Source organism: Enterococcus sp. LJL120, assembly GCF_054871765.1.
This window is the reverse complement of record NZ_JBTXLV010000010.1, coordinates 1-25,970: the sequence shown is the minus strand read 5'-3', so window position 1 is coordinate 25,970 and position 25,970 is coordinate 1. Positions and strand designations below refer to the sequence as shown.

Below are 25,970 nucleotides of genomic sequence, written 5' to 3'. Positions count from 1 at the left end.
ACCAATCTGGCTGCCGCCCTTCAGCAGAGGGCTGATAATCTTAATTAAAAACTTTTTTCAATGTTTCAGCTAAAGTGGCGACACCGATAACTTCGATGCCTTTAGGCGGCTGCCAACCGCTTAAATTATTTTTAGGGACATAGACTTTGGTAAAGCCTAGCTTTTGAACCTCTTTAATCCGCTGTTGAATATTGCTGACTCGGCGGATTTCACCGGTCAAACCAATCTCACCGATAAAACATTCTGTCGGCTGCGTCCCTTTTTCTTTATAGCTCGAAGCAATGCTGACGGCTAAGGCTAAGTCAATCGCCGGTTCATTTAATTTTACACCGCCGGCCGCTTTTAAATAAGCGTCCTGATTTTGCAATAGCAGTCCAGTGCGTTTTTCCAACACCGCCATAATCAGAGAAACCCGATTAAAGTCCAATCCCGTAGTCGTTCGCTTTGCATTGCCAAACATTGTTGGCGTGACCAAAGCTTGGATTTCAACTAAAATCGGTCGGCTGCCCTCCATTGTCACAACGATTGCTGAACCGGTGGAGCCCGCCAAACGTTCCTCTAGAAAAACCTGCGAGGGATTCGCTACTTCCTCTAAACCATTTTCATGCATTTCGAAAATGCCGATTTCATTCGTCGAGCCAAAGCGATTTTTAACTGCCCGTAGAATTCTAAAGGTATGGTGCTTATCCCCTTCAAAATATAACACAGTGTCCACCATATGCTCCAACATGCGAGGCCCGGCAATCGAGCCCTCTTTGGTGACGTGCCCGACAATAAAAATCGCAATGCCATTCGTTTTGGCCAACTTCAATAACTCTGCTGTCGTTTCCCGAACTTGACTGACACTGCCGGCCACACTGCTGATGTCCGGTTGGGTCATCGTTTGAATCGAATCGATAATCACATAATCCGGAGTCAAATTTTCAATGGCTCGACTAATTTCATGCATATCCGTTTCCGGATATAAATAAAAATCACCCTTACCATTACCGAGGCGGTCAGCCCGCATTTTAATCTGCTGGGCACTTTCTTCCCCTGAAACATACAGCACCTTGCCACCAATTTCTGCCAACTGTTGAGAAACTTGCAGCAATAGCGTTGACTTCCCGATACCCGGGTCACCACCGATTAACACAAGGGAACCCGGCACCACGCCACCGCCTAAAACTCGATTTAGTTCTTCTAAATTAGTTCTAATGCGGGGCTCTTTTTTGGTGGTCACTTCTGTTAATTTTTGCGGCTTGGCTTTTTCGCCGGTTAAACTAGTCCGCACCCGGCGATCTGTTGTATCTTGTTCAATTTCTTCCACTAAAGTATTCCATTCACCACAGTTAGGACAGCGTCCCAAATACTTTGGTGAAACATACCCACAATTTTGGCAGACAAATTGCGTTTTTGCTTTTGCCAAAAGGATTCCTCCTAGCTCATTTCAAGGTAATAAATTTCTCAAGAGAAATTTAATTTTATCTTCGTACGAGTATCATTCCACTAAACAGTTACAGCGTTACAATTCATAAAAAAATAAAAAAGGTTCTTCTATCGTTAGATTCTGCGAAAAGTGGAACTGACACCTAGCTCATTTCAAGGTAATAAATTTTTTTCAAAAATTTAGTTTTATCTTCGTACGAGTATCATTCCACTAAACAGTTACAGCACAGTAACAACGCTACAATTCATTAAAAACTAAAAAAGGTTCTTCCATGTTTAATTCTGCGAAAAGTGGAACTGACACCTAGCTCATATTAAGGTAATAAATTTTTCCAAAAATTTAGTTTTATCTTCGTACGCATATCATTCCACTAGACAGTTACAGCGCTACATTTCATTAAAAACTAAACAAGGTTCTTCTATCGTTAGATTCTGCGAAAAGTGGAACTGATAACTGATACCTAATCTTTGCCAGATGAGCCAAAGCCGCCGGTGCGTTGGCCACCGGTTTCGTCTTGGTCGGCTTTTAAAAATGGTAAGAAGATACCTTGACCGATGCGTTCGCCTTTTTTAATTTGAACGTCCCGCAGGCCAAAGTTGGTCAGCTGAAACATAATATGACCTTCATTATCAGGGTTTTCATAATAATCACTGTCAATCACGCCGATGCCATTGCTTAAAACTAAAAGGCGCTTTAAAGGATTGCTGGAGCGATTGGCCAGCTGTAAAAATTCGCTATCTCCCATGTAGGCTTTAATACCCGTTGCCACTAAAGTCGGCTTGAAGGCTTTTTCGTCAGCCAAAGCTTCATCAGGCTGACGGACGGTATTCAGCAAGGTTTTAAATGCCGTATTTAAGCCGGCCTTCCAAATACTGGGAATCACCACATCATTGGCGGCTTCAAAATCATAACCAGCGGCTTTGTTGGTGGCCCGCTGAGGAATATTAATATTTTGGTCGCTAAAACTTGTTACTACTTCAAATCCACGAGTTTTCATTAATTTATGCGTTCCCTTCTGTCCTTTTTGTTGAATTCTCCTTAGCGAATGTAAACTGCTTTCTAAATTTTCTGAAACAAAGTAAAAATTAAAAAGATTCGCTAAATTTTTTACAAAAAGGTATAAAGTTATTTTAACATAACACGCCTTTAATTCCGACGAGTTTCACTGATTATCGATTAAGTTTTTAGAAGTTTTAAATTTCATTTTAAAATAAGTACAAGGATTCACAAAATTAATAAAATTAGGCTTTTGCCATTTTACTCTTTCTGTTATAATGTATTTCACATTTAAATTTAATAATTTTAAGAAGGAGCGATTTTAGTATGACTGTTTTTAATTTCTCAGCTGGTCCCGCCGTATTACCGAAACCTGTGTTGGAGCAGGCGCAATCGGAAATGTTAGATTATCGAGGCAGCGGCATGTCCGTGATGGAGCTGAGTCATCGTTCCTCCTTATTTGAAAACATTATCCAAGAGGCCGAAGCTTTATTGCGGGAATTAATGAACATTCCTGATAATTATCAGGTTCTATTTCTGCAGGGGGGCGCCAGCATGCAATTTTCGATGGTGCCGCTGAATTTGGCCCAAGGAAAAAAAGCGTTATACGCCAACACTGGCTCATGGTCGAAAAAAGCCATTTCTGAAGCGAAAAAAATTGCCGGTGTCGAGGTCGAGGTCATCGCCTCTAGCGAAGAGCAAAATTTCACCTACATTCCAAAGATTACACCAGACATGATTGACCAAGATGCGGCTTATTTGCACATCACTACTAATAATACGATTGAAGGCAGTGCCTATCAGACAATTCCTGATGCCGGCAAGGTGCCGATTGTCGCTGATATGTCCTCAAATATTTTAGCGAATGATTATAAAACAGAGGATTTCGGCATTATTTATGCCGGTGCGCAAAAAAATATCGGCCCCGCAGGTTTGACTGTTGTGATTATCCGTGATGATTTACTTGGCCTGTTCCCAACACCAAGCGCCATGTTGGATTATAAAATTCAAGCGGACAATCATTCCCTTTATAACACGCCACCAACTTTTGCAATTTATATGGCAAAATTGGTCTTTGAATGGGTCAAGGCAAATGGTGGTGTTGCCGGTATGTTAAAGCAAGACCAAGCAAAAGCTGGACTATTATACCAGACGATTGCTGAATCCAACTTATTTACGAGCCCCGTTGACCAAGACAGCCGTTCGATTACCAATATTCCCTTTGTAACCGGCTCTGAAGCGTTAGACAAAAAATTTAATCAAGAAGCCTTAGCTGCTGGCTTTGAAAATTTAAAAGGCCATCGTTCTGTTGGCGGTATGCGGGCGAGTCTCTACAATGCCTTTCCGTTTGAGGGCGTTGAAGCCCTAGTTGCTTTTATGAAACAATTTGAATTAGAAAATGGAGGAAATTAAGCATGTTTGATATTAAAACCTTTAATGCAATTGACCCGCAAGGCTTAAAATATTTTGAAGATCCAAATTTCACCGTCAATCAAACGGAACAGCCGGCGGGAATTATTCTGCGCAGCCAAAAATTACATGATTACGATTTTCCAGCTTCTGTTCTTGGGGTCGCTCGTGCTGGTGCGGGAACCAATAATGTGCCCGTCAAAGAATGCGCCGAAAAAGGCATCGTCGTCTTCAACACTCCCGGCGCCAATGCAAATGCTGTGAAGGAATTAGTTTTAGCTAGTCTCTTAGTTTCCGTCCGGCCACTAATTCAAGGCTCAACCTGGGTTCAGACCTTAACTGGAGCAGATGTTGAAGAACAAGCCGAAGCCAATAAAAAAGCCTTCGTCGGACATGAATTAGAAGGTAAAAAGTTAGGTGTTGTCGGCTTGGGCGCTATCGGTGCCATGGTCGCCAATGACGCTTACCGTTTAGGCATGAACGTGACCGGCTATGATCCTTATGTTTCAGTCGACACGGCTTGGAATATTTCTCGCCGTGTCAAACGGGCGAACGGCATGGATGAAATTTTTGCCACCAGCGATTTTATCAGCCTGCACGTGCCCCTTTTAGAAAACACGCAAAACTTAATCAGCACCGAAGAATTGCAAAAAATGAAAAACGATGCCGTTTTGTTAAACTTTGCTCGGGGTGGTTTAGTTGATACCGATGCTGTTTTGAAGGCCTTAGATGCAGGTGAAATCAAACAATACATTACCGATTTTGCCGATGAACGCTTATTGCGCCATGAAAAGGTCTTAGTCTTTCCTCATTTGGGAGCATCAACGGAGGAGGCTGAAGTCAATTGCGCCAAAATGGCGGGCCGCACCTTGAAAAAATTCCTGTTAACCGGTGAAATCAAACGCTCAGTCAATTTCCCCACGGTGGAAATGACCTTTGCTTCGCCTTATCGTTTGAGCATCGTCAATAAGAATGTGCCGAACATGCTAGGGCAGATTTCAACAATTATTGCCGGCATGGAAATCAATATCGACACCATGATTAACCGCAGTCGGGATGATTTAGCCTACACGCTAGTCGACATCGATGAAACCGATGAAGCCAAAATTCAAGAAGTGGCCAAACGAATTGCCGACTCTGATAATATTGTTAAAGTCCGCGTGATTAAAAATCCAGAGGAGGGCGGTTTCTAATGGTTGAAATTCATCCCTTCGCCGGTATCCGGCCCCATGAAGATTTAGCAGAAAATATTGCGACACTTCCCTATGATGTTTTGAATTCGAAAGAGGCCTACGAGTTGGCTAAGGACAATCCTTATTCTTATCTGCACATCGACAAGGCGGAAATTGATTTGCCAAAAGAACTTTCCCCCTATGATCCGCAGGTTTATCAAAAAGCCGCCAGCAATCTGCAGGCCTTTTTGCAAAAGGATTGGCTGATTCGTGATGAAAAAAAAGTATTATATCTTTATGAACTGACGATGAATGGCCGCAGTCAAACGGGTTTAGTAACCTGCACGGCGATTGCCGATTATCAAAACGGCTTAATCAAAAAACACGAATACACCCGGCCGGAAAAAGAACTAGATCGCATCAATCATATTGATGCCTGCGATGCCAATACATCACCGATTTTTCTGACCTATCGTAGTGAAGCTGGCATTCAGCAACTTATGCAAGATTGGCAGAAACAACATGCGCCAGTCTATGATTTCACCAGCTTCCATGATGTTGCCCATCGGGTCTGGGTGATTGACGATGTCGAAGTCATTGCCGCTTTAGTGCAGGGCTTTGCCGACAATGTGCCGGCGTTATACATCGCTGACGGTCATCATCGCACCGAATCAGCCGTTAAAGTTGGTCTTAAGCGGCAGGAGACCTATCCCGATGCCGGTCCCGCTGCTGAATTTAATTATTTTCTTTCCGTCATTTTTCCTAAAGAGGAATTGGCAATTTTAGATTACAATCGGGTGCTGAAGGTGGCGATTGCGCCTGACTTTTTAACAAGACTCACGCAGTATTTTACAGTCGAAAAAGTTGCTGCAGGCAAACCGCAGCAGCCTAAAACCTTTGGCATGTATTTGGATCAGCAATGGTATCAATTGACCATTAAACAGGAACTGATACCCAATGACCCGGTGGAACAATTAGATGTAGCTTTGTTGCAGCATTATGTCTTTGAAAAGGAATTTGCTATCCAAGATATTCGCACTGATAAACGGATTGACTTTATCGGTGGCATTCGCGGTATGGCGGAGCTGGAAAAACTGGTGGATTCTCAGGAGTGGACGGTTGCCTTTGCACTTTATCCCACCACCATGGATGATTTATTAAATGTGGCGGACGCTGGCAAAATTATGCCGCCAAAATCGACGTGGTTTGAGCCGAAACTGCTGAGCGGATTATTTCTACATGACTTAGCTAGTCAAAACAAGTAAAATAGAATAAACTAAACGAATCCCTTTGCTTTGGTGAAGGGATTTTCCCTACATTTAGAATGAAAATTTTTACATGAACGAGGAGTTTCCTATGCGTCAACAACTTGATAAAGCCCAGCGGATTGTCGTCAAAGTCGGCACCTCCACTTTAATTTATCCCAACGGCACAATTAATTTAAGTGCCATCGACCAACTGGCTTTTGTTTTAGCCGATTTAAATAATCAGGGCAAGGAAATTATTTTGGTTTCCTCCGGTGCGATTGGCGTCGGGCTCAATAAGCTGCAAATGGCCACCCGACCGCCAACCATTCCAGAGCAACAGGCTGTAGCAGCGGTTGGACAAACGGAGCTGATGAATATTTACGCTCAGCGGTTTTCAACCTATAGTCAACAAACCGGTCAAGTATTGATGACCCGTGACGTGATTGATTTTCCGGAAAGCCGCCAAAATGTGACCAACACTTTAGAGCAGCTTTTGCAAATGCAGGTCATCCCCATCGTGAATGAAAACGATGCGGTGTCTGTCGATGAATTGGATCACCTGACTAAATTTGGCGATAACGACCAACTGTCGGCGATTGTCGCCCAATTAACCAAGGCCGACATTTTAATTATGCTTTCAGATATTGACGGTTTTTATTCCGCCAATCCCTTGACCAATCCCGAAGCAAAACTTTATTCCCACATCACCGCCATTGACGAAAATTTGATGGCACAAGCAGGTGATAAAGGCAGCAGCTTTGGCACTGGCGGCATGCGCAGCAAACTAAAAGCCGCCCAGCGGGTCTTAGAAAACGACAGTGCCATGGTCTTAGCCAATGGCAAGCAGCCGCAAATTATTTTTGAAATTTTAGCCGGCAAAACTATCGGCACTTTATTTGTCGGCAATAAATAAGCCGCCAAAGCTTTCGCAAAAGAGCTATTGCAACTACTGCCGTAAAAAGAAAAGGAGCTATCATGATGACAGATTTAATTACTTTGGGTCAACAGGCAAAAGCCAGCTCCCATGAACTGGCTTTACTCTCCACTTTAAAAAAAAACATTTTACTGACAAAGATGGCGGAGGCTTTAATTGCCAACACCACTGAAATTTTACAAGAAAATCAAAAGGATTTGAGCCAAGCCGCGGCCAATGGCATCAGTGAAACCATGCAGGACCGCCTTCGCTTAACTTCTCAACGAATCACCGAGATGGCAGACGGCATTCGCCAAGTCGTGACTTTAGACGACCCCATCGGTGCTGTCGATAAAATGTGGCGCAACGCCGACAATCTGTTAATCGGCAAACAGCGGGTGCCATTAGGGGTGATTGGCATCATCTATGAATCGCGCCCAAATGTCACTACTGATGCCGCCAGCTTATGTTTCAAAACTGGCAATGCCGTCATTTTAAGAGGCGGCAAGGAAGCCTTCAATTCCAATCAAATTTTAGTCAAAATTTTACAAGACACTTTGGCGGAAAACAACGCCAATCCCCACGCTATTCAGTTTGTCGATGACACCTCGCGGGAAACGGCGACAGCTTTGATGAAGCTCAACGATTATCTCGACGTGTTGATTCCCCGTGGCGGCGCCGGCTTAATTCAACGGGTAAAAACCACTGCTACCGTGCCAGTGATTGAAACTGGCACCGGCAACAACCACGTTTATGTGGACAAAGATGCCGATTTAGAAATGGCGGTCAAAATTGTCGTCAATGCCAAGGTGCAACGGCCCTCAGTCTGCAATTCGATTGAAACCATTTTGGTTCATCAAGACGTGGCGGAGATTTTCCTGCCGCAATTAGAAGCCTACTTGAAGGCACACGCCGCTGAAACACCGGTGGAATTGCGGGCCGACCAAACGGCCGCCAGCTTTTTATCCGAAACAACACCTGCGACAGAAAGTGATTGGCAGACGGAATTTTTAGATTATATTTTGGCGATTAAAGTGGTGGATTCCCTCGAAGCGGCCATCATTCATATCAATCGCTACAACACGAAACACTCAGAAGCAATCGTCACCAAAGACTATCATGCTTCACAAAAATTCTTAAATGAAGTTGACGCCGCTGCAGTTTATGTCAATGCCTCCACTCGTTTCACCGACGGCTTTGTCTTTGGCTTTGGTGCCGAAATCGGCATCAGCACCCAAAAACTTCACGCCAGAGGACCGATGGGTTTGCATGAACTGACTTCGATTAAATATATTATTTACGGCGAAGGCCAAATCAGGGAGTAAAGACGATGAGTAAACCATTCAAAAAAGACGGCCACACCCATACCGAATATTGCCCCCACGGCAATGTGCAGGATGTCGAAGAGCTGATTCAAAAGGCCATTCAGCTAGACTTTAGCGACTACAGCATCACCGAACACGCTCCGTTACCGCCGGAAATCATGACGACGCAAGCCGCCGGTAATCCCGAAGTCTGGACAACTGCGGCGATGGCGTTAAACGACGTCGAGCATTATTTTAAAAAAATGCAGCTGCTGAAAAAAAAATATGCCAGTGATATTCAGCTTCACATTGGCTTTGAGCTGGACTATTTTGACGCTGCCCAAGACTGGACGACTGATTTCTTAAATGAATACGGCCCTTTAACCGATGACGGCGTCTTGTCTGTGCATTTTCTGCCAGGCAACGGCGGCCTTTGGGGCATTGATTATTCCTTTGAAGAATATAAACACGGGGTTGTCGACTCCCTTGGCAGCTTTCAAGCAGCCCAAGAATTGTATTATCAAAAAGTTTTGGCTTCTTTACAAGCGGACTTGGGTCCTTACAAACCAAAACGCTTAGGTCATATCACCCTTTGCCAGAAATTTGAAGCCCTCTTTTCAGAGGAAACCAACTTATCCTTGGAAAGCCTCCAGTTGATTCAAGAATTATATTTAAACACGATGCAACAAGGCTATGAATTAGACTTGAATACGGCGGGCTTTGACAAAGCCGCCTACGGTAAAAGCTACCCCGGACCCGGCTTAATCAAGCAGGCTTTGGCACTGCGAATTCCGTTGGTTTATGGCTCAGATGCCCACAGCTTACAAGAGGTTGGTCGTTACTATGATAAGGTCGCTGAATTTTTAGGGTAAACAAAATTGCAGACAGGATAGAGAAATTTGGAAACGAGCTGTTTTTTTACCGGCAGCCTCCAAGATTTCAAGCTATCCTGTTTTTTTACCACTAAAAAAAACTTATTTTTTTCCTAATTTTTATTGGAGAAATTGATTCTATATTTAATTATTGAGATAATGACGCCCACAGGCTATAATGAACTTGAATGGAGTGATTTGCTATGAAAGAATTAACCAAACGTGAAAGACAAATTATGGAGGTCTTTTGGCATGCTGGCGAACCCCTGTCAATTTCAGATGCCCACAATTTAGCCAGCGACATCAGTAAAAATACGATTGCCGCTGTCATCAAAAAACTATTTCAAAACGACCTGCTAAAAATTGACTCTGTCGGTTACAGCGGAACAGTTTTGACCCGCAAGTATTTGCCGACCATCAGTGAAGAAACCTTCGTGGCCCGGGAAATGTCGCAAGAATCTCTTTCCAATTTAGTCGCTAACTTTATCGACAGCTCACCAGATTTGGCTTCACTAGGCGAGTTGGAGGATATGATTAATAAAAGAAAGAGTCAGCTAGAAGAAGGCGGTGACTAGGGTGCGTTTCTCCCTTTCATCCTTCCTGATTTCGCTACTTTTTGTTGTAATTCTGGTCTTGATGCTGCAATTTATTCTCTGGAAGAAAAAAAGCATCAAAGTCATCCGCAGTGACTTTATTTTCGGACTCTTTCTGATTATTTTCCTGCGCTTGATTTTGCCAATCGAATTACCGACCACAATTACTTTAAAATCTGAACATGTAATGCCGGCGATTTTCACCTTTTTTCAAACGGAATTTTCCATCGCCGGCCAGTCCTTTTCTGTATTGACGCTGACCTTGGTCCTTTGGGGCATTGGTACGGCAGTGGGCCTATTGAAAATGTACCGCAGCCATCGCCAGTTGCGGCGCACAGTTGGTCGCTTTAAACAAACGCTACCTCTTGAGGAGCTTTTCTTCCTCGATACCCAAGATTTTCAGTTTCTCAAAAAGAAACAGATTCCCTTGATTCAATCCGAGGTCATTTTTTCCGCGATGGCGGTAGGCATTTTTAAGCCGAAAATTATTCTCTCAAAAAAAGTTCCCCTAGACAGTCCTGAGCTGAAATATATTTTGAAACATGAAATCCAGCATCTCCGCAACCATGATATTTTATTTAAATATCTGCTGGACGTTTTAACTGCCATCTACTGGTGGTTTCCTTTTATCTATCTGTTGCGGCGCCAGCTAAATTTGATTATTGAGCTGCGGGTGGACAATCAAGTCACCAAAGCGCTGCCCCAGACCGAATATTTTGCTTATGTCGAGTCTTTGGTTGCCGTCGTCAAAACGTTGGCCCCCGCCGCTGACAAAAAAGCGGCGGACAAGGCGGTCTATTTTTCTCAAGGTTCCCGCAATGTTTTATATAAAAGAGTCACCTTTTTATTAGAGGGCTATGAAATCAAGCGCACAAATTATGCGCTGCTGGCGATTTTAGGCGTGATTATTTTAGCGACAACTTCCATTATTTTTGAGCCTTATAATGATGACAGCGCCGCTTTAGATGGCACCCTCAGCCTAGACGACCTCAGTGATCTTGATGCATACCTGCTCCACACCAAAGATGGCAAATATTATTTGTTTTACAACGGTGAAAACTTAGGGGAAATTTCTGACACCAATCAGGAATTTTTTGCCAATCTACCAATTCACGAGGACAATTAAAAAGCCTTTATCTCCTTCAAGGACAACTTGAATAAGATAGAGGCTTTTTTTAATTTCTTAATGGTAACAAAGGCTGCGGAAAAACGTAGCTGCAAAAAATGTTCACCGTAGCATCTAACTGGTTTTAACATTTTCAAAAATAATAAAAGCTACATGGGTCGGGACCTCTAATTGATTGCTGATAATCCGCACCGCCAAAATCTCATCTTCAGTATTGCGGATGATGGTGTGAACCTTCAGCATACTAGCCTGATTGTCCAACAGTGACGCAATCAGATTTTTTTCCTGCGCTTCTTTTCTGAAATAATTAATCACACTAATCAGTGCGACAATTAAAAAAATAATTCCCAAAAATTCTAGCATCAAAATCTCACCCGCTTTCTAAACAAGCCTTCAGCCTACTTCATTTATCAAAAAAATCCCAACTCATCATCGACAGATTTATAATCTTTAGCAACTGTTTACAATTCCATTATACGGTATAAATTTATAGTGTCAATATTAACTAATATTTTCAGCAATTAAGTCAGTCTATTTAGGGGAAATTTAAGCAGTCAAGATTTCCCAAGCTCTTACATTTCTTAAAAAAAAGTTTATCTGAATAGTTTAGGTAAACTGCCTCTTAGGTTATCAAATAAATGAATGCAAAAAGCTTCTCTTCAAATTTTGCCTTTCAATTCAACTGCTTCTGCTAAAGAAAAAAATTTGTCTTGCTTGGTTTTAAACTTTTCATTTTTAAACCAGACAACTTGTGCTAAAATAAAAGATGTTCGGACATATTGTGAAAGAGAGGGGCGGTTAGATGGGTGTTAGTAAGTATCAAGCCATCGCCGATAATTTAAAAAAGAAAATAGTTCAAGGGGAATATGCTTTAGATGCAGCCATCCCATCTGAATTGCAACTGCAAAAAGACTATGCCGTCAGCCGGCACACCGTGCGCCAAGCAATTGCCTTATTAGTCAACGAAGGTTATTTGCGGGCTGAAAAAGGTTCAGGAACTTATGTCGATAATGCCTATTTAGCTCCGGCGGTCGCATTACCTATAAAAGAAAATAAAACGATCGGTGTCATTATCACCTATTTATCCGATTATATTTTTCCATCAATTATCCGCGGCTTGGAAAAAACTTTGCGCCAGCAGGGCTACTCCTTGTTGTTGGCTAGCACCAATAATGACCATCAGCAGGAGCGGGAATGTTTAGAAAAAATGCTGGACTACGGGGTGCAGGGCTTGATTATTGAACCCACCAAAAGTAATCAATACAATCCCAACATTGCCTTATACGTTAAACTACGCGAACAAAAAATTCCGATGGTCATGATCAATGCCGCCTATGAGGAATTAGCGCTGCCCTCCCTTTGTGTTGATGACACGCAAGCGGGCTTTTTAGCGACAGAGCTATTGATTAAAGAAGGCCATCAGCAGCTGCTTTTTATTGCTAAAATTGACGACCTGCAGGGGAAATATCGACTAAAAGGCTTTATCCAAGCCTGTGAAACCTATGATGTCCTTTTTGCTTCAGAGGATATCATCACCTACACAACTGAAACCCGCAAAGAAATTTATCAGCAGGTTTTAACCCGCCTCAACCAAAAAGCCGTTACGGGCATTATTTGTTACAACGATCAAATTGCCAGTCGTTTACTGGACGTTTTGGAGGAGCATCATTTCCAAGTGCCCCAAGCAATTTCGCTAGTCGGCAATGACAATGCCTCCGTCAGTAAAGTCGGCAAAGTAAAATTAACCACCTTGGAACATCCTAAAGAAAAAATGGGCGTGGACGCCGCCAACTGGCTGATTCAAGCCATTGAAACTCAGCAGGAGCCGCCGAGCATCCTTTATGAACCAAAATTAATTAAACGGGATTCGACGAGGAAAATTAAGTAAAAAAACTTTTTTAACGACAGCTGTTTTCAGCTGTCGTTTTTATTTGTCCGTACAAAATGAAAAGAAATTGTTTACATGTACGTACAAATATTTTATAATAAAAGTGAATTTAAGGGAGGGGATTATCATTACGACGCAAGAACAAATTTCCACCGCAAAATTGAATATTATTGATGGCAACACGGCCTTAGGGATTGAATTTGGCTCAACACGGATTAAAGCTGTCCTGATTGGAGCGGATTTTACCCCAATTGCTTCTGGTAGTTACGAATGGGAAAATCAATTGGTGGATGGTGTCTGGACGTATTCGCTTGATGAAATTTGGAAGGGCTTACGCCAAAGCTATCGGAAAATGGCGGCAGAAGTCTTTGAACTTTATGGTGAAAATCTAGTGACTATCGGTTCGATTGGTTTTAGTGCAATGATGCATGGTTATTTAGCTTTTGACCAAGAAGACAATCTGCTGGTGCCCTTTAGAACTTGGCGCAACTCAATGACCGGTGAAGCGGAGGAAAAATTAACCGCAGCGTTCCAATACAACATCCCGCAGCGTTGGAGTATCGCTCATTTATATCAAGCCATTTTAAATCAAGAGGCACACCTAGCGAAGTTGGATTTCTTCACGACTTTAGCCGGCTACATTCATTGGCAGCTGACTGGTGAAAAAGTTTTAGGCATTGGAGATGCTTCCGGCATGTTCCCGATTGATAGCAAAACGAAGAATTTTGCCCAAGACAAAGTGGCCATTTTTGAAAAATTAGCCGCTGAAGCTGGTTTTAGCAAAAAATTAAATGACCTCTTACCAAAAGTTTTGGTTGCCGGCGTGGACGCTGGTCACCTGACGGAAGAAGGAGCTTATCTTTTAGACCCGACTGGTACTTTGCAAGCGGGGATTCCTCTGTGTCCCCCTGAAGGCGATGCCGGCACGGGCATGGTGGCAACCAACAGCGTGGCTCAGCGCACCGGTAATGTTTCGGCGGGAACCTCGGCCTTTGCGATGATTGTCTTAGAAGAAGAAATGCAAAAAGTTCATCCAGAAATTGATTTGGTAACGACGCCAGCTGGTGATTTAGTCGCGATGGTTCACACCAACAATTGTTCCTCGGAAATTAATTCTTGGGTCAAGCTCTTTAAAGAATTTCTCGACAGTCTCGGTTTAGAAGTCAGCATGGATAAACTTTATACGACTTTATTTAACAAAGCCCTCGAAGGCGATCCCGACTGTGGCGGCCTGATGTCCTTTGGTTACCATTCCGGCGAAAATATCACCGGTGTCAATGAAGGGCGGCCATTATTTGTCCGCACGCCAGAAGGTAAATTTGATTTAGCGAACTTTATGCGGATGCACCTATCTAGCGCTTTTGGTGCGATGCGCATCGGCATGGAAATTTTAAAAACGGAAAATATTAAAATCGATAAATTAGTCGGTCACGGTGGCATTTTCAAAACGCCAGAAGTTGGTCAAAGAATTTTAGCCGCTGCGATGGAAGCGCCGGTGACGGTGATGGAAACGGCTGGCGAAGGAGGAGCTTGGGGCATCGCTATTTTAGCCGCCTACTTGAAAAATGCCCAGCAGGATTTAGAAAGCTTTTTACAGCAGCAGGTTTTTGCTGAGAGCGCTGGTGTTACCATCACTCCGACTGAAGCTGATTTAGCCGGCTATACGACTTTTGTGAAACGTTATGAAAGAGCTTTGCCGATTGAAAAAACGGCAATTGACTATCTGAAATAAGTTTTAAAGGAGGTTTTTAAACAACATGTTAGAGCAACTAAAAGAAGAAGTTTTCCAAGCCAATCTCGAATTGCCCAAACACGGATTAATCAAATACACTTGGGGCAATGTTTCAGCAGTTGACCGGGAGCAAAACTTATTTGTCATCAAACCCAGTGGCGTCGATTACGATACGATGCAGGCCAGCGACATGGTCGTCTGCGACTTTGACGGCAAGGTCGTTGAAGGAAAATTAAATCCTTCTTCTGATACCCCGACCCACGCCGTCCTCTATAAAAAGTTTGCCGAAATCGGCGGCATCGTCCACACCCATTCCACTTGGGCCACAGGTTGGGCGCAAGCGGGCGTTGACTTGCCGGCGATGGGAACAACCCACGCTGATACTTTTTATGGCAGCGTCCCCTGCGCTCGTTTTTTAACGCAGGCGGAAATTGATGCCGGCTATGAAACTGAGACCGGCAACGTGATTGTTGAAACTTTTAAGGAACGCAACATTCAACCGCTAGAAATCCCCGGTGTCCTTTTGCACGGCCATGCCCCTTTTACCTGGGGCAAAGATGCCAATGCCGCTGTGATGAACGCCGTTGTATTAGAAGAAGTTGCCAAGATGAACTTCATCGCTCGCCAGCTTAACAGCTATGCACCAGAACTGCCGCAACGGATTTTAGACAAACATTACCTGCGCAAACACGGTGCAGATGCTTATTACGGACAAAAATAAAATCATATAAAGGAGATTTATCAGATGTTATCAATTGGAAAAAAAGAATTTTGGTTTGTCGTAGGTTCCCAACATTTATACGGCGAAGAAGCTTTAAGAGAGGTTAAAAATCACGCAGAGGAAATGGTTGCTTCCTTAAATAAAAGCGGCAAACTGCCTTATCCTGTCGTTTTACAAGAGCTAGCAGTAACACCTGCTGTCATCACTAAAATCATGAAGGAAGTCAACTATCGGGATGAAGTCGCCGGTGTGATTACATGGATGCACACCTTCTCACCAGCCAAAAACTGGATTCGCGGCACCAAATTATTGCAAAAACCTTTGTTGCACCTCGCTACCCAATACAACGAAAGTATTCCTTGGGCCACGATTGACATGGACTTTATGAACTTAAACCAAGCTGCTCACGGGGACCGGGAATACGGCTTCATCAATGCCCGCCTGCAAAAAAATAATAAAATCGTCGTTGGCTTCTGGCAATCGGAAAAAGTTCAGCAGCAAATTGCCGAATGGATGGATGTCGCTGTTGCCTACAACGAAAGTTTCAATATTAAAGTAGCGCGTTTTGGCGACAACATGCGTAATGTTGCCGTGACAGAAGGAGACAAAGTTGAAGCGCAAATTCAATTTGGCTGGACTGTTGATTATTTTGGCATCGGCGATTTAGTGCAATACGTCAATGCTGTAACTGAGGCAGAAGTCGATACTTTATTTGAACAATACAAAGAAATGTACGATTTTGATTACACTGATTATGATCAAAAAACTTGGGAAGACCATGTCAAAGTCCAAGCCCGCCAAGAAATCGGCCTGCGCCGTTTTCTAGAAGCCGGTGATTACACGGCCTTTAGCAGCAACTTTGAAGATTTATACGGTATGCAACAATTACCAGGTTTAGCTGTCCAACGCTTAATGGCAGAAGGCTATGGTTTTGCCGGTGAAGGCGATTGGAAAACAGCCGCCATTGACCGTTTACTAAAAATTATGGCCCATAACAAAGCGACCGGCTTTATGGAGGACTACACTTACGAATTAACACCCGGTAAAGAAGCCATTTTACAATCCCATATGATGGAGGTTGACCCCGTTTTAGCCGCCAACAAACCAAAAATTGTTGTCGCTCCGCTCTCCATGGGAGATCGGGAAGACCCTGCCCGTTTAGTCTTTGACGGTATGGCTGGCGAAGGTGTGGCGGTTTCGATGGCCGACTTTGGTACTAACTACAAATTATTAATCAATGAAGTCGATGCCTTTGAACCAACAGAAGCAGCACCAAAATTACCAGTGGCCCGCATCATGTGGACACCACGGCCAAACTTTCATGACGGCGTACAATCTTGGATTGAAACCGGCGGCGGTCATCACACAGTCGTTTCACTAAGCCTGACTTCAGACCAAATTGAAACATGGGCTAAATTAGTCGGTTTAGAATTTGTAACAATTAAATAAAGGACATCTAAAAACCGCTGGTAAATAAATGCCAGCGGTTGTTTTGTTCTTTTAATTCTCTAAGGCCGCCAATTTCTCTAAGGCCGGCCCACTCACCCGAAAAATACGCCATTCATCCATCGCCACGGCCCCCATCTTTTGATAAAAATCAATCGACGGCTGATTCCAATCTAGCACCACCCACTCAAAGCGACCATAATCCCGTGCGACAGCTAAATTCGCCAAGTAAGCTAAAATCTGTTGGCCAAAGCCCGCTCCCCGAAATTCTGGCTTCACAAATAAATCCTCCAAGTACAATCCCGGCTTACCGACAAACGTCGAAAAATTAGTAAAAAATAAAGCAAACGCCACCGGTTGTTCATCGACTTCACCGATAATCACTTCGGCCCGCTGCTTTTCAAATAAATTTTCCCGCAACAGCTCTTCTGTAGCCGTCACATCCGTCAGCATTTTTTCATAGACTGCCAATTCTTTGATAAAATTTAAAATCAAGGGCACATCCTGCTCCGTCGCCCTTCTAATGACCATTTGTTCCATACCTAGCTCCCTCAACTACTCATTTTTTATTTTAACCAACTTATAAAATCGTCGAAACCTCGTTTGTAAAATAACTTCAGAATACTGCCGTAGCCTTCAACATTTTTTGAATCTCAATTAATTTGACTCAACAGCCTCTTTAGTTTTTATTCTGTTACATCACCCGATTAAAATGTCGCAGCGCTAATACTTCTACCACCTGACCGGCAATAATCACCCAAAAAGCAATCATCAAGACTCTCTCCAAAGAAATAGTGACATTCATCTCCGGCAGAAACAACAGTAGTCCTTGGGCCAAAGCGACAACCACAATCAAACCTTGAAAATAGCCATTGGCAATTCGGCTCGCTCTTTTTTCAATTTCCAGCCAGCGTTCATCCCCCTTTGCCGGCATGCGGAGACGGTAATAATGACTATAAAAATAGATAACTAATAACACTAAAGTAATACTTAAAATAATGATTTGCTCCATTACTTGCCCTCCTGATCAGTTTGTTATCATGTTTAAAGATTAATCAAAAATTCTGTGATAAACGAAACCAACAGGCCCAGTATCGCCCCAATTACTCCAAATGTAAGAACAATCAAGGACTTTTCCAAAAAATATTTTTTGCTATTCCGCTGTTTGCGAATGTCATCTAAATCCGTTTTCCCATCAGTAAAAGCAACGATCTCTTTGAATGTCTTAATATCATTTTTCTTCTTTATCTTTTCAATCTTCATGGCAAAATACATACTGATGGCCCATAAGATGCCCAGTGGAAGATAACCCCACACACCCCAGATAGTAATGCTAACAATTCCTACAACAATAGCAGCCAACAGAAAAAGCCCCATCCATTTCCCATACCTATCCATCTCATCATTTTGAATCATGCGCCGCATTTGATCCACGTCTCCCTTCACTAATTCATCTAAAGTAACGTCAAAGAGGACACTCATTAATAACAAATTATGAACATCTGGATAGCTGCGTTCATTTTCCCAGTTGGAAATAGTTTGGCGGGAAACATAAATTTTCTCCGCTAAATCCTCTTGGGAAAGCTGATCACGGTCCCGTAATTTCTTAATTTGTTGACTGAGGTTCATCTTCTTCATCCCTTCGATTTCAGCTTAGTTGTTGGAGAAGTTTTTGACTAGCAAAGGTCTTTATCATGGGCGATTTTGCGTTGTCAAAAGTCTTTATCAACGAAAAAACAGCGTAATATCAAGCTTTTTAATTTTCTTCATTATCCCGATTAATCAGGTGCAGAATTTCAGCTCCTTGATACTCGTCCAGCTCTTGTAACACTGCTGGCCGCAAAAGTTCAATCTGTTTCAAAGGCAGCCATAGAATTGTTTGCTCTTGGGAATCAGTGCTGCGGTATTGTTTCTGATAAGGAACACTCCCGCGATAAATAAATAACAATTCATGAAAGCTATCGGCCTCAATATCAAAGAAATTCTCAACTATTGCCATCAGATTAAGGTCACTGACCGGCTGCTGCAATTCCTCAAAAATTTCCCGTTTGAGACCCACGGCTGAATTTTCGTTAAATTTCAGCCGACCCCCGGGGAGTGACAGCCGACCATTAGGGAAACGGCTGACCAAAAGCTGACCCTCGTGTTCTAGCCACGCCGCCACTCGAATATTTAGTTTTCCTGCTGGTAAAGAGACCGTCAAATCGTTAGGCATTTTCATCAAAGAACCATTCTAAGACCCGCTGAATCCATTGGTCCCAAAAAATCCAATTGTGCTCGCCGGGTCCCTCCTCAAAAGTATGGGCAACACCTAGTTTAGTCATTTGACCAGACATTCCAGCACTAGCTGCATAGAGAGGGTCTTCAGTTCCGCAGGCCAGAAAAATGCGGGGAATTTCCTGACCGCTGGCTACTAGTTTATTCAATAAATACAAAGGGGCATTATCACTATTGGCCACCTCATCTAAGGGGCCAAAGATACCCTCCCAATATTTCCGAGGCCGAACCTCCAGCATCTGCTCCATTTGCAGACCTAAAACGACTGCTCCTGAGAGAGAAGCTACGGCCGCAAAGTTTTCAGGTTTTCTTAAACCAAGTTTTAAAGCCCCGTAGCCTCCCATTGAAAGTCCAGCCGCATATGTTTTTTCCCGTTTAGTAGAAATTTGCGGAAACAGCTCGTGAACAATCTCCGGCAATTCCTCCGCAATAAAAGTCCAATAGTTCATATCATAAGTCGTATCGGTATACCAGCCCAAATCAGTCGAAGGCATCACCACAGCAATCTGATAATCCGCCACATAGCGTTCGATTGACGTGCGGCGAGCCCAGACGCTGTGATTGCCGTTCATACCATGAAGCAAATATAAAACCGGGACATCCTCATTGGCCCCAAGACTGCTGCTACCGATTTTTTTCTCCGTCTTTTGCGGCAATACTACATTGATCATGACTTCCATTTCTAAAACATTTGAATAAATATTGGCTTGTAAAAAGGCCATTTCAACCACTCCTTTTGTCTTAAATAACTTTAAACATCACAGCAAGCTCAAGAGTTGCTTACTTTCATTTTTTGTTTTTGCTGATACAACATAACAACTGCGATAGCAACTGCCACCATCACTAACCCAATCAGAAAAACCCGATGCAGTCCACTGTATAAAATTTCCCGCAGCGGGGTCAGCATCTCCTGGGGCAATTCTTTAGCAGTTTGCGGATTAACCAACTGATTCATCAAATCGCTTTGTGGATCAAAGCCTTTTTGCGCTAAACCTTGCGCAGTGGCTTGATTGATTATCAAGCCAAAAACTGAAACCATCACCGTCTGGCCAATGGTTCGCACTAGCGTATTAAAAGAAGTCGCCACCCCTAAAGATTCCGGCGGCACACTACTTTGAACGCTGACAGTCGCCGTTGTGATGGTAATCCCAAAGCCTAAGCCGATGACCGCTGAAATCACTAGAAAGAAATTATAATTACTATAGGCAGGTAAAAAGAATAAACCAAATCCACCAAGCGCCACTAGACTCAACCCTTGAAGCAAAATTCGCTGCTCAGAAAATTTACTCAGCCAGCGCCCCGCTAAAAATGAGCCCGCCATCCACAGAATCGACATCGGCGCTAAGGCTAGTCCGCCGATTGCTGCACTGATGCCTAAAACTCCCTGCATCCACATTGGAATATAAACATCAATTCCTATTAAATAGCCACTCACCAATGCAGCAACTAAATTAGCCACCACGAAAAGCGGGCTTTTAAATAAGCCTAAAGTAATAATTGGATCTTCCGCTTTTTTCTCCGCTTTTAAAAAAATCACAAAAGCTAAAATGGCAATCACAAATAAGAACAGCACACTCACAGATACACCATTTTCCAACTCTTGAAATCCTAGTAGCAAACTAAACAGCGTCACTAACAGCGTTATTGTTCCCACAACATCAACCCGTTTGGCTGTTCGAGGAACTTTTTCCTCCTGTAAAAATAAATAAATTAGCCCCAGCAGGACTAAACCAATCGGCAGATTAATAAAGAAAATCCAATGCCAGCCGATTGTGTCGACAATCAGGCCACCGGCTAATGGCCCAAGAACACTAGAAATCCCCCAAGCTGCATTGTTAAAGCCTAAAACCTGTGCCCGTTTTTCCACAGTATACATATCGGCAATAATTGTCAGAGCCACCGGCATAATCGCCCCAGCACCGATTCCTTGAATGGCCCGTGCAATAATCAACGTCAGCATTGTGTTGGACAAGCCACACAGAGAAGACCCTATAATAAAAATCAAAATACCCAGCATAAAAATCGGTTTACGGCCGACCTTGTCTGCCAATTTTCCATAAATCGGTGTCATCATCGCATTGGTTAATAAATAAACTGAGAAGACCCAATTCATAATTTCCAAACCATCTAAAGAGCCGACAATTGTCGGCATTGCCGTCGTGACAATTGTCCCTTCAATCGCCGTCATAAAAGTCGCCACAAAGACACACACAGTGACTAAGGGGACATTGGTTTTTCTTGCCATTTCCTTCATTACTCCCTTATTTAGACTATCTCTTTGATTGTATCAGAAAAAAGCCGTACAACTCCACTAAAAAAATATTTATCACAAGTTAATCGCAATTCTGTTGCCAATTAAAAAATATTTTTCTAGTCAATCCACTGTTGAAGATTTGTCAACTTCCCTGATACAAAATATAAAAAGAAGGCCCAGCTTGCGCCAGTACCTTCCCTTTTCAAATCAATATAAAAATATTTTTTTCGGCTCAACTACTCGCCAATGCTTTCTCTTAAGCCCGCTACCTTGTCCAATTTTTCCCAAGGCAAATCAATATCTGTGCGACCAAAGTGACCATATGCGGCTGTTTGCTTGTAAATCGGCCGCTTCAGGTCCAGCATTTCAATAATGCCCGCTGGACGCAAATCAAAATTCTCCCGCACTGCTTCAATCAGTTTACTTTCAGGCACGGTTGACGTTCCAAAAGTATTGATTGAAATCGAAACCGGCTGCGCTACACCGATAGCATACGCCAGCTGAACCTCAGCCTTTTTAGCAAAACCGGCTGCCACAATATTCTTGGCAATATAACGGGCCGCATAACTTGCAGAACGGTCCACTTTAGTAGCATCTTTCCCAGAAAAAGCGCCGCCGCCATGACGGGCATAGCCACCATAAGTATCGACAATAATTTTGCGGCCAGTTAGACCAGCATCCCCTTGAGGTCCGCCGATAACAAAGCGTCCCGTCGGATTAATAAAATATTTTGTCTGCTCATCCAATAGATGAACTGGAATCACATCTTTAATCACTTTTTCAATAATATCATCATGAATCGTTTGATTGTCCACCTGTTCATCATGCTGAGTGCTAATCACAATCGTATCGACTCTTTGCGGCTGACCAGCCTCATCGTATTCAATCGTCACCTGCGACTTGGCATCTGGACGCAAATAATCTAACTCGCCACTCTTGCGCAACTCCGCCAACCGGCGAACTAAACGATGGGATAAAGCAATCGGTAACGGCATTAATTCCGGTGTTTCATCGACTGCAAAACCAAACATCAAACCCTGGTCACCTGCACCAATCAAATCTAATGGATCACCAGTTGTCCCCCGCACTTCTAAGGCTTCATCAACCCCTTGGGCAATATCAGGTGATTGTTCATCAATTGCCACTAATACGGCAACCGTGTCCCCGTCAAAGCCAAACTTGGCCCGTGTATAGCCGATTTCATTAATCGTTTTGCGGACAACTTTTTGAATGTCCACATAAGCACTTGTGGATATTTCACCAAAAACTAGCACCAAACCCGTAGTGACGGATGTCTCACAGGCGACCCGTGCATCGGGATCCTTTTCTAAAATCGCATCTAAAATTGCGTCACTAATTTGATCGGCAACCTTATCTGGATGGCCTTCAGAGACAGATTCTGAAGTAAATAAATGTCTTTCTGTCATGAGTTATTCCCCCTAAAATTTTTCGGTTACAAGGCATCTTCGCAGTGCGAATCCTTTCGGGAACTTGCAACGATACCTAGTATAGCAGAAAGCTTCGGAAAACCCTACAGAAATCAATGCAAATTTCCTAGCCAGTCCAAAAGCCTCCTGCGTTGTGAACGACAAGAGGCTAAAAAGTTAAAAAAAGTTTTGCAAAATTTCTTATTCCTCAGAACCAGTGTTAGCTATCACTACATTATTCCATGTAAAACAAGTGAACATGAACGAAAAATTTTTCATATTCTGCTTTTATAAGTTCTTAACTAGCAGCATGGGAAACAACTTCAAGATTGTAGCCATCCGGGTCAAAAATAAAAGCCGCATAATAATTTTCATGGTATTGCGGTCGCAGTCCAGGTCCACCATTATCAACCCCACCGGCCTTCAACGCTGCAGTGTAAAAAGCCTCCACCTGCTGACGACTCCCGCCAAAGGCCAAATGAATGGGGGAAACATCGCCTTTTACAATCCACAAATCGCCACCGCTCTCGGCGCTAAAACAAACACCATGGGGCATTTCAATCTTTACTTGATAGCCCAAAGGTTTCAAGGCCTCCTGATAAAATTCCTTACTTTTTGCCAAATCACTTACACCAATACTTAAATGATCAATCATGTGTGCTCCTTCTTTCTTAACTACAGGTATTTTCTCAAGTATAACAAAAACAAGTCAATAAAAGAAAGCGGATACTTTAGACCACAAAAAAAAAGACTGCAACTAAAGCAATCTTCGAAGTGACCCGTACGGGAATCGAACCCGTGTTACCGCCGTGAAAGGGCGGTGTCTTAACCGCTTGACCAACGGGCCGAATATTAATAATGGGCCTAAATGGACTCGAACCATCGACCTCACGCTTATCAGGCGTGCGCTCTAACCAGCTGAGCTATAGGCCCCAAACAAATGAAGTAAAGCGGGTGACGAGAATCGAACTCGCGACAACAGCTTGGAAGGCTGTGGTTTTACCACTAAACTACACCCGCAAAAAAATGGCGCGGGACAGAATCGAACTGCCGACACATGGAGCTTCAATCCATTGCTCTACCAACTGAGCTACCGAGCCATAAAAAAAGCGGTCTGGACGGGACTCGAACCCGCGACCTCCTGCGTGACAGGCAGGCATTCTAACCAGCTGAACTACCAAACCGTTTTAAAGGGTGATACGTACTTTTATTAAAAAGTAATTGCGGGAGCAGGATTTGAACCTACGACCTTCGGGTTATGAGCCCGACGAGCTACCAGACTGCTCCATCCCGCGATAATATTAAAAAAAGGAGGATAAGGGATTCGAACCCTTGCACGGTTTTACCCGCCTGACGGTTTTCAAGACCGTTCCCTTCAGCCGGACTTGGGTAATCCTCCAGCAATGACCCGTACGGGAATCGAACCCGTGTTACCGCCGTGAAAGGGCGGTGTCTTAACCGCTTGACCAACGGGCCTAAAAAAATGAAACGGAGAAGGAGGGATTTGAACCCTCGCGCCGGTTTCCCGACCTACACCCTTAGCAGGGGCGCCTCTTCAGCCACTTGAGTACTTCCCCAAGAAAAATAATGGGCCTAAATGGACTCGAACCATCGACCTCACGCTTATCAGGCGTGCGCTCTAACCAGCTGAGCTATAGGCCCCAAATTAATAAAACTAAAGCGGGTGACGAGAATCGAACTCGCGACAACAGCTTGGAAGGCTGTGGTTTTACCACTAAACTACACCCGCATGGCGGTCTGGACGGGACTCGAACCCGCGACCTCCTGCGTGACAGGCAGGCATTCTAACCAGCTGAACTACCAAACCAATATTAGTTTTATTAAATTGTACTTTTGATAGTCAAAAGTAATTGCGGGAGCAGGATTTGAACCTACGACCTTCGGGTTATGAGCCCGACGAGCTACCAGACTGCTCCATCCCGCGATAATATTAAAAAGGAGGATAAGGGATTCGAACCCTTGCACGGTTTTACCCGCCTGACGGTTTTCAAGACCGTTCCCTTCAGCCGGACTTGGGTAATCCTCCAGCATTAAAAATTAGAAAACAATGGACCTTGTAGGACTCGAACCTACGACCGGACGGTTATGAGCCGTCTGCTCTAACCAACTGAGCTAAAGGTCCAAGCTCTAAAGTATCGCGGCGGAGGGGATCGAACCCCCGACCTCCCGGGTATGAACCGGACGCTCTAGCCAGCTGAGCTACACCGCGAAAATATAATTTTCATTAAAAAATGAAATGGAGCCTAGCGGGATCGAACCGCTGACCTCCTGCGTGCAAAGCAGGCGCTCTCCCAGCTGAGCTAAGGCCCCATGATGTTACAAAATAATCGGGAAGACAGGATTCGAACCTGCGACCCCTTGGTCCCAAACCAAGTGCTCTACCAAGCTGAGCTACTTCCCGTTAAAAACTATAATGCACCCAAAGGGAGTCGAACCCCTAACCTTTTGATTCGTAGTCAAACACTCTATCCAGTTGAGCTATGGGTGCATGGTGTTTTCACACTATGCCGAGGACCGGAATCGAACCGGTACGGTGATCACTCACCGCAGGATTTTAAGTCCTGTGCGTCTGCCAGTTCCGCCACCCCGGCTTGTTTTTACTTAAAGCGGAAAACGGGGTTCGAACCCGCGACCCCCACCTTGGCAAGGTGGTGCTCTACCACTGAGCTATTTCCGCAGTTTTCCTATGCCGGCTAAAGGACTTGAACCCTCGACCCTCTGATTACAAATCAGATGCTCTACCAACTGAGCTAAGCCGGCTTCTATGCGGGTGAAGGGACTTGAACCCCCACGCCGTAAGGCGCTAGATCCTAAATCTAGTGCGTCTGCCAATTCCGCCACACCCGCATCGTATGAGTCGTACAGGGCTCGAACCTGTGACCCTCTGATTAAAAGTCAGATGCTCTACCAACTGAGCTAACGACTCATATGGAGGTTAACGGGATCGAACCGCTGACCCTCTGCTTGTAAGGCAGATGCTCTCCCAGCTGAGCTAAACCTCCAATGATTAAGACAAAACAACTGCGTGGCGACGTCCTACTCTCACAAAGGGCAACCCTTCACTACAATCGGCGCTAAGAAGCTTAACTTCTGTGTTCGGCATGGTTACAGGTGTATCCTTCTCGCTATCGCCACCACACAA

General features: G+C 43.8%; 23 protein-coding genes, 25 tRNA genes, 1 rRNA gene and 1 riboswitch. Of the genes, 12 read left to right on the top strand and 37 right to left on the bottom strand.

Annotated features, from left to right (window positions below):
* Positions 1-40: 40 nt before the first annotated feature.
* On the bottom strand, positions 41-1,408 hold the full coding sequence (gene radA / locus ACYSNU_RS15565) for a DNA repair protein RadA (protein WP_461738089.1): 1,368 nt from the start codon (positions 1,406-1,408) through the stop codon (positions 41-43).
* A 481-nt stretch (positions 1,409-1,889) separates the two neighbouring features.
* Entirely contained in the window at positions 1,890-2,426 is a 537-nt protein-coding gene (locus ACYSNU_RS15560; protein WP_265459594.1) for a dCTP deaminase/dUTPase family protein, read from the bottom strand.
* Positions 2,427-2,752: 326 nt separating this feature from the next.
* Here ACYSNU_RS15560 and serC point away from each other — a divergent pair, with 326 nt between their 5' ends.
* The 8 genes from serC (at position 2,753) to ACYSNU_RS15520 (ending at position 11,062) form a co-directional block, all read left to right on the top strand.
* The gene (gene serC, locus ACYSNU_RS15555) at positions 2,753-3,838 is read left to right on the top strand and encodes a 3-phosphoserine/phosphohydroxythreonine transaminase (protein ID WP_461738088.1); all 1,086 of its coding nucleotides are present in this window, start codon (positions 2,753-2,755) and stop codon (positions 3,836-3,838) included.
* 2 nt (positions 3,839-3,840) lie between these two features.
* Positions 3,841-5,028, top strand: a complete 1,188-nt coding sequence (locus ACYSNU_RS15550) for a phosphoglycerate dehydrogenase (RefSeq protein ID WP_461738087.1) — start codon at positions 3,841-3,843, stop codon at positions 5,026-5,028.
* The gene (locus ACYSNU_RS15545) at positions 5,028-6,272 is read left to right on the top strand and encodes a DUF1015 domain-containing protein (protein ID WP_461738086.1); all 1,245 of its coding nucleotides are present in this window, start codon (positions 5,028-5,030) and stop codon (positions 6,270-6,272) included. Before ACYSNU_RS15550 ends, ACYSNU_RS15545 begins: the two co-directional genes overlap by 1 nt.
* Positions 6,273-6,363: 91 nt before the next feature.
* On the top strand, positions 6,364-7,167 hold the full coding sequence (gene proB, locus ACYSNU_RS15540) for a glutamate 5-kinase (protein WP_461738085.1): 804 nt from the start codon (positions 6,364-6,366) through the stop codon (positions 7,165-7,167).
* A gap of 65 nt (positions 7,168-7,232) precedes the next feature.
* Positions 7,233-8,492 (top strand): glutamate-5-semialdehyde dehydrogenase, encoded by a 1,260-nt coding sequence (locus ACYSNU_RS15535; protein ID WP_461738084.1) that lies wholly within the window; start codon positions 7,233-7,235, stop codon positions 8,490-8,492.
* Positions 8,493-8,497: 5 nt separating this feature from the next.
* Positions 8,498-9,343: a histidinol-phosphatase HisJ gene (gene hisJ / locus ACYSNU_RS15530; protein WP_461738083.1), complete on the top strand. Its 846-nt coding sequence runs from the start codon at positions 8,498-8,500 to the stop codon at positions 9,341-9,343.
* A gap of 203 nt (positions 9,344-9,546) precedes the next feature.
* The gene (locus tag ACYSNU_RS15525; RefSeq protein WP_461738082.1) at positions 9,547-9,918 is read left to right on the top strand and encodes a BlaI/MecI/CopY family transcriptional regulator; all 372 of its coding nucleotides are present in this window, start codon (positions 9,547-9,549) and stop codon (positions 9,916-9,918) included.
* A gap of 1 nt (position 9,919) precedes the next feature.
* A complete protein-coding gene (locus ACYSNU_RS15520; RefSeq protein ID WP_461738081.1) occupies positions 9,920-11,062 on the top strand; it encodes a M56 family metallopeptidase in 1,143 nt (380 codons plus the stop codon).
* 114 nt (positions 11,063-11,176) lie between these two features.
* On the opposite strand, the gene ACYSNU_RS15515 is transcribed toward ACYSNU_RS15520, so the two are convergent.
* Complete coding sequence (locus ACYSNU_RS15515; RefSeq protein WP_461738080.1) at positions 11,177-11,425, bottom strand: hypothetical protein; 249 nt, start codon at positions 11,423-11,425, stop codon at positions 11,177-11,179.
* A 439-nt stretch (positions 11,426-11,864) separates the two neighbouring features.
* Here ACYSNU_RS15515 and ACYSNU_RS15510 point away from each other — a divergent pair, with 439 nt between their 5' ends.
* From ACYSNU_RS15510 to araA, 4 genes are all read left to right on the top strand, one after another.
* Positions 11,865-12,950 (top strand): substrate-binding domain-containing protein, encoded by a 1,086-nt coding sequence (locus tag ACYSNU_RS15510; protein WP_461738079.1) that lies wholly within the window; start codon positions 11,865-11,867, stop codon positions 12,948-12,950.
* A gap of 127 nt (positions 12,951-13,077) precedes the next feature.
* Positions 13,078-14,682, top strand: a complete 1,605-nt coding sequence (locus tag ACYSNU_RS15505) for a xylulokinase (RefSeq protein WP_461738187.1) — start codon at positions 13,078-13,080, stop codon at positions 14,680-14,682.
* Between the two features lie 25 nt (positions 14,683-14,707).
* Positions 14,708-15,403, top strand: a complete 696-nt coding sequence (locus ACYSNU_RS15500; protein WP_461738078.1) for an L-ribulose-5-phosphate 4-epimerase — start codon at positions 14,708-14,710, stop codon at positions 15,401-15,403.
* A gap of 24 nt (positions 15,404-15,427) precedes the next feature.
* Positions 15,428-16,852: an L-arabinose isomerase gene (gene araA, locus ACYSNU_RS15495; protein WP_461738077.1), complete on the top strand. Its 1,425-nt coding sequence runs from the start codon at positions 15,428-15,430 to the stop codon at positions 16,850-16,852.
* Positions 16,853-16,903: 51 nt separating this feature from the next.
* Here the strand turns inward: araA and ACYSNU_RS15490 are convergent, their stop codons facing one another.
* The 34 genes from ACYSNU_RS15490 to rrf all read right to left on the bottom strand — a co-directional run bounded on the left by ACYSNU_RS15490 (position 16,904) and on the right by rrf (position 25,967).
* Entirely contained in the window at positions 16,904-17,389 is a 486-nt protein-coding gene (locus ACYSNU_RS15490) for a GNAT family N-acetyltransferase (RefSeq protein WP_461738076.1), read from the bottom strand.
* 154 nt (positions 17,390-17,543) lie between these two features.
* Positions 17,544-17,861 carry a hypothetical protein gene (locus tag ACYSNU_RS15485; RefSeq protein WP_461738075.1) on the bottom strand — a complete coding sequence of 106 codons (318 nt, stop codon included), beginning with the start codon at positions 17,859-17,861 and terminating at the stop codon, positions 17,544-17,546.
* Between the two features lie 32 nt (positions 17,862-17,893).
* Positions 17,894-18,478 (bottom strand): helix-turn-helix domain-containing protein, encoded by a 585-nt coding sequence (locus ACYSNU_RS15480; RefSeq protein ID WP_461738074.1) that lies wholly within the window; start codon positions 18,476-18,478, stop codon positions 17,894-17,896.
* A 127-nt stretch (positions 18,479-18,605) separates the two neighbouring features.
* A complete protein-coding gene (locus ACYSNU_RS15475) occupies positions 18,606-19,070 on the bottom strand; it encodes an NUDIX hydrolase (RefSeq protein ID WP_461738073.1) in 465 nt (154 codons plus the stop codon).
* Positions 19,057-19,848: an alpha/beta hydrolase gene (locus ACYSNU_RS15470; RefSeq protein WP_461738072.1), complete on the bottom strand. Its 792-nt coding sequence runs from the start codon at positions 19,846-19,848 to the stop codon at positions 19,057-19,059. Before ACYSNU_RS15470 ends, ACYSNU_RS15475 begins: the two co-directional genes overlap by 14 nt.
* A gap of 47 nt (positions 19,849-19,895) precedes the next feature.
* Entirely contained in the window at positions 19,896-21,371 is a 1,476-nt protein-coding gene (locus ACYSNU_RS15465; RefSeq protein ID WP_461738071.1) for an MDR family MFS transporter, read from the bottom strand.
* Between the two features lie 245 nt (positions 21,372-21,616).
* Positions 21,617-22,807: a methionine adenosyltransferase gene (gene metK, locus ACYSNU_RS15460; protein WP_461738070.1), complete on the bottom strand. Its 1,191-nt coding sequence runs from the start codon at positions 22,805-22,807 to the stop codon at positions 21,617-21,619.
* Positions 22,805-22,882: riboswitch (SMK box riboswitch) on the bottom strand. Its footprint overlaps the gene before it by 3 nt.
* Positions 22,883-23,105: 223 nt before the next feature.
* Positions 23,106-23,462, bottom strand: a complete 357-nt coding sequence (locus ACYSNU_RS15455) for a VOC family protein (RefSeq protein ID WP_461738069.1) — start codon at positions 23,460-23,462, stop codon at positions 23,106-23,108.
* A 120-nt stretch (positions 23,463-23,582) separates the two neighbouring features.
* Positions 23,583-23,654: transfer RNA gene (locus ACYSNU_RS15450), tRNA-Glu, on the bottom strand.
* A gap of 12 nt (positions 23,655-23,666) precedes the next feature.
* Positions 23,667-23,740 (bottom strand) — tRNA-Ile (locus tag ACYSNU_RS15445).
* 16 nt (positions 23,741-23,756) lie between these two features.
* Positions 23,757-23,827 (bottom strand) — tRNA-Gly (locus tag ACYSNU_RS15440).
* Positions 23,828-23,834: 7 nt separating this feature from the next.
* Positions 23,835-23,907: transfer RNA gene (locus tag ACYSNU_RS15435), tRNA-Phe, on the bottom strand.
* Between the two features lie 10 nt (positions 23,908-23,917).
* Positions 23,918-23,991 (bottom strand) — tRNA-Asp (locus ACYSNU_RS15430).
* Positions 23,992-24,028: 37 nt separating this feature from the next.
* A tRNA-Met gene (locus ACYSNU_RS15425) sits at positions 24,029-24,102 on the bottom strand.
* Between the two features lie 14 nt (positions 24,103-24,116).
* Positions 24,117-24,206 (bottom strand) — tRNA-Ser (locus ACYSNU_RS15420).
* A 5-nt stretch (positions 24,207-24,211) separates the two neighbouring features.
* A tRNA-Glu gene (locus ACYSNU_RS15415) sits at positions 24,212-24,283 on the bottom strand.
* A 13-nt stretch (positions 24,284-24,296) separates the two neighbouring features.
* Positions 24,297-24,384, bottom strand: a tRNA-Ser gene (locus tag ACYSNU_RS15410).
* Positions 24,385-24,395: 11 nt separating this feature from the next.
* Positions 24,396-24,469 (bottom strand) — tRNA-Ile (locus ACYSNU_RS15405).
* 17 nt (positions 24,470-24,486) lie between these two features.
* A tRNA-Gly gene (locus ACYSNU_RS15400) sits at positions 24,487-24,557 on the bottom strand.
* Between the two features lies 1 nt (position 24,558).
* Positions 24,559-24,635: transfer RNA gene (locus ACYSNU_RS15395), tRNA-Asp, on the bottom strand.
* A gap of 43 nt (positions 24,636-24,678) precedes the next feature.
* Positions 24,679-24,752 (bottom strand) — tRNA-Met (locus ACYSNU_RS15390).
* 12 nt (positions 24,753-24,764) lie between these two features.
* Positions 24,765-24,854, bottom strand: a tRNA-Ser gene (locus tag ACYSNU_RS15385).
* 22 nt (positions 24,855-24,876) lie between these two features.
* Positions 24,877-24,950, bottom strand: a tRNA-Ile gene (locus ACYSNU_RS15380).
* 13 nt (positions 24,951-24,963) lie between these two features.
* Positions 24,964-25,037: transfer RNA gene (locus tag ACYSNU_RS15375), tRNA-Met, on the bottom strand.
* Positions 25,038-25,065: 28 nt separating this feature from the next.
* Positions 25,066-25,138, bottom strand: a tRNA-Ala gene (locus ACYSNU_RS15370).
* Between the two features lie 17 nt (positions 25,139-25,155).
* Positions 25,156-25,229, bottom strand: a tRNA-Pro gene (locus ACYSNU_RS15365).
* A gap of 13 nt (positions 25,230-25,242) precedes the next feature.
* Positions 25,243-25,316: transfer RNA gene (locus tag ACYSNU_RS15360), tRNA-Arg, on the bottom strand.
* 17 nt (positions 25,317-25,333) lie between these two features.
* Positions 25,334-25,419: transfer RNA gene (locus tag ACYSNU_RS15355), tRNA-Leu, on the bottom strand.
* Positions 25,420-25,433: 14 nt separating this feature from the next.
* Positions 25,434-25,505, bottom strand: a tRNA-Gly gene (locus ACYSNU_RS15350).
* 10 nt (positions 25,506-25,515) lie between these two features.
* Positions 25,516-25,588 (bottom strand) — tRNA-Thr (locus ACYSNU_RS15345).
* Positions 25,589-25,593: 5 nt separating this feature from the next.
* Positions 25,594-25,675, bottom strand: a tRNA-Leu gene (locus ACYSNU_RS15340).
* 6 nt (positions 25,676-25,681) lie between these two features.
* A tRNA-Lys gene (locus tag ACYSNU_RS15335) sits at positions 25,682-25,754 on the bottom strand.
* 3 nt (positions 25,755-25,757) lie between these two features.
* A tRNA-Val gene (locus tag ACYSNU_RS15330) sits at positions 25,758-25,830 on the bottom strand.
* Positions 25,831-25,851: 21 nt separating this feature from the next.
* Positions 25,852-25,967: ribosomal RNA gene (gene rrf, locus ACYSNU_RS15325) — 5S ribosomal RNA — on the bottom strand.
* Positions 25,968-25,970: the final 3 nt, after the last annotated feature.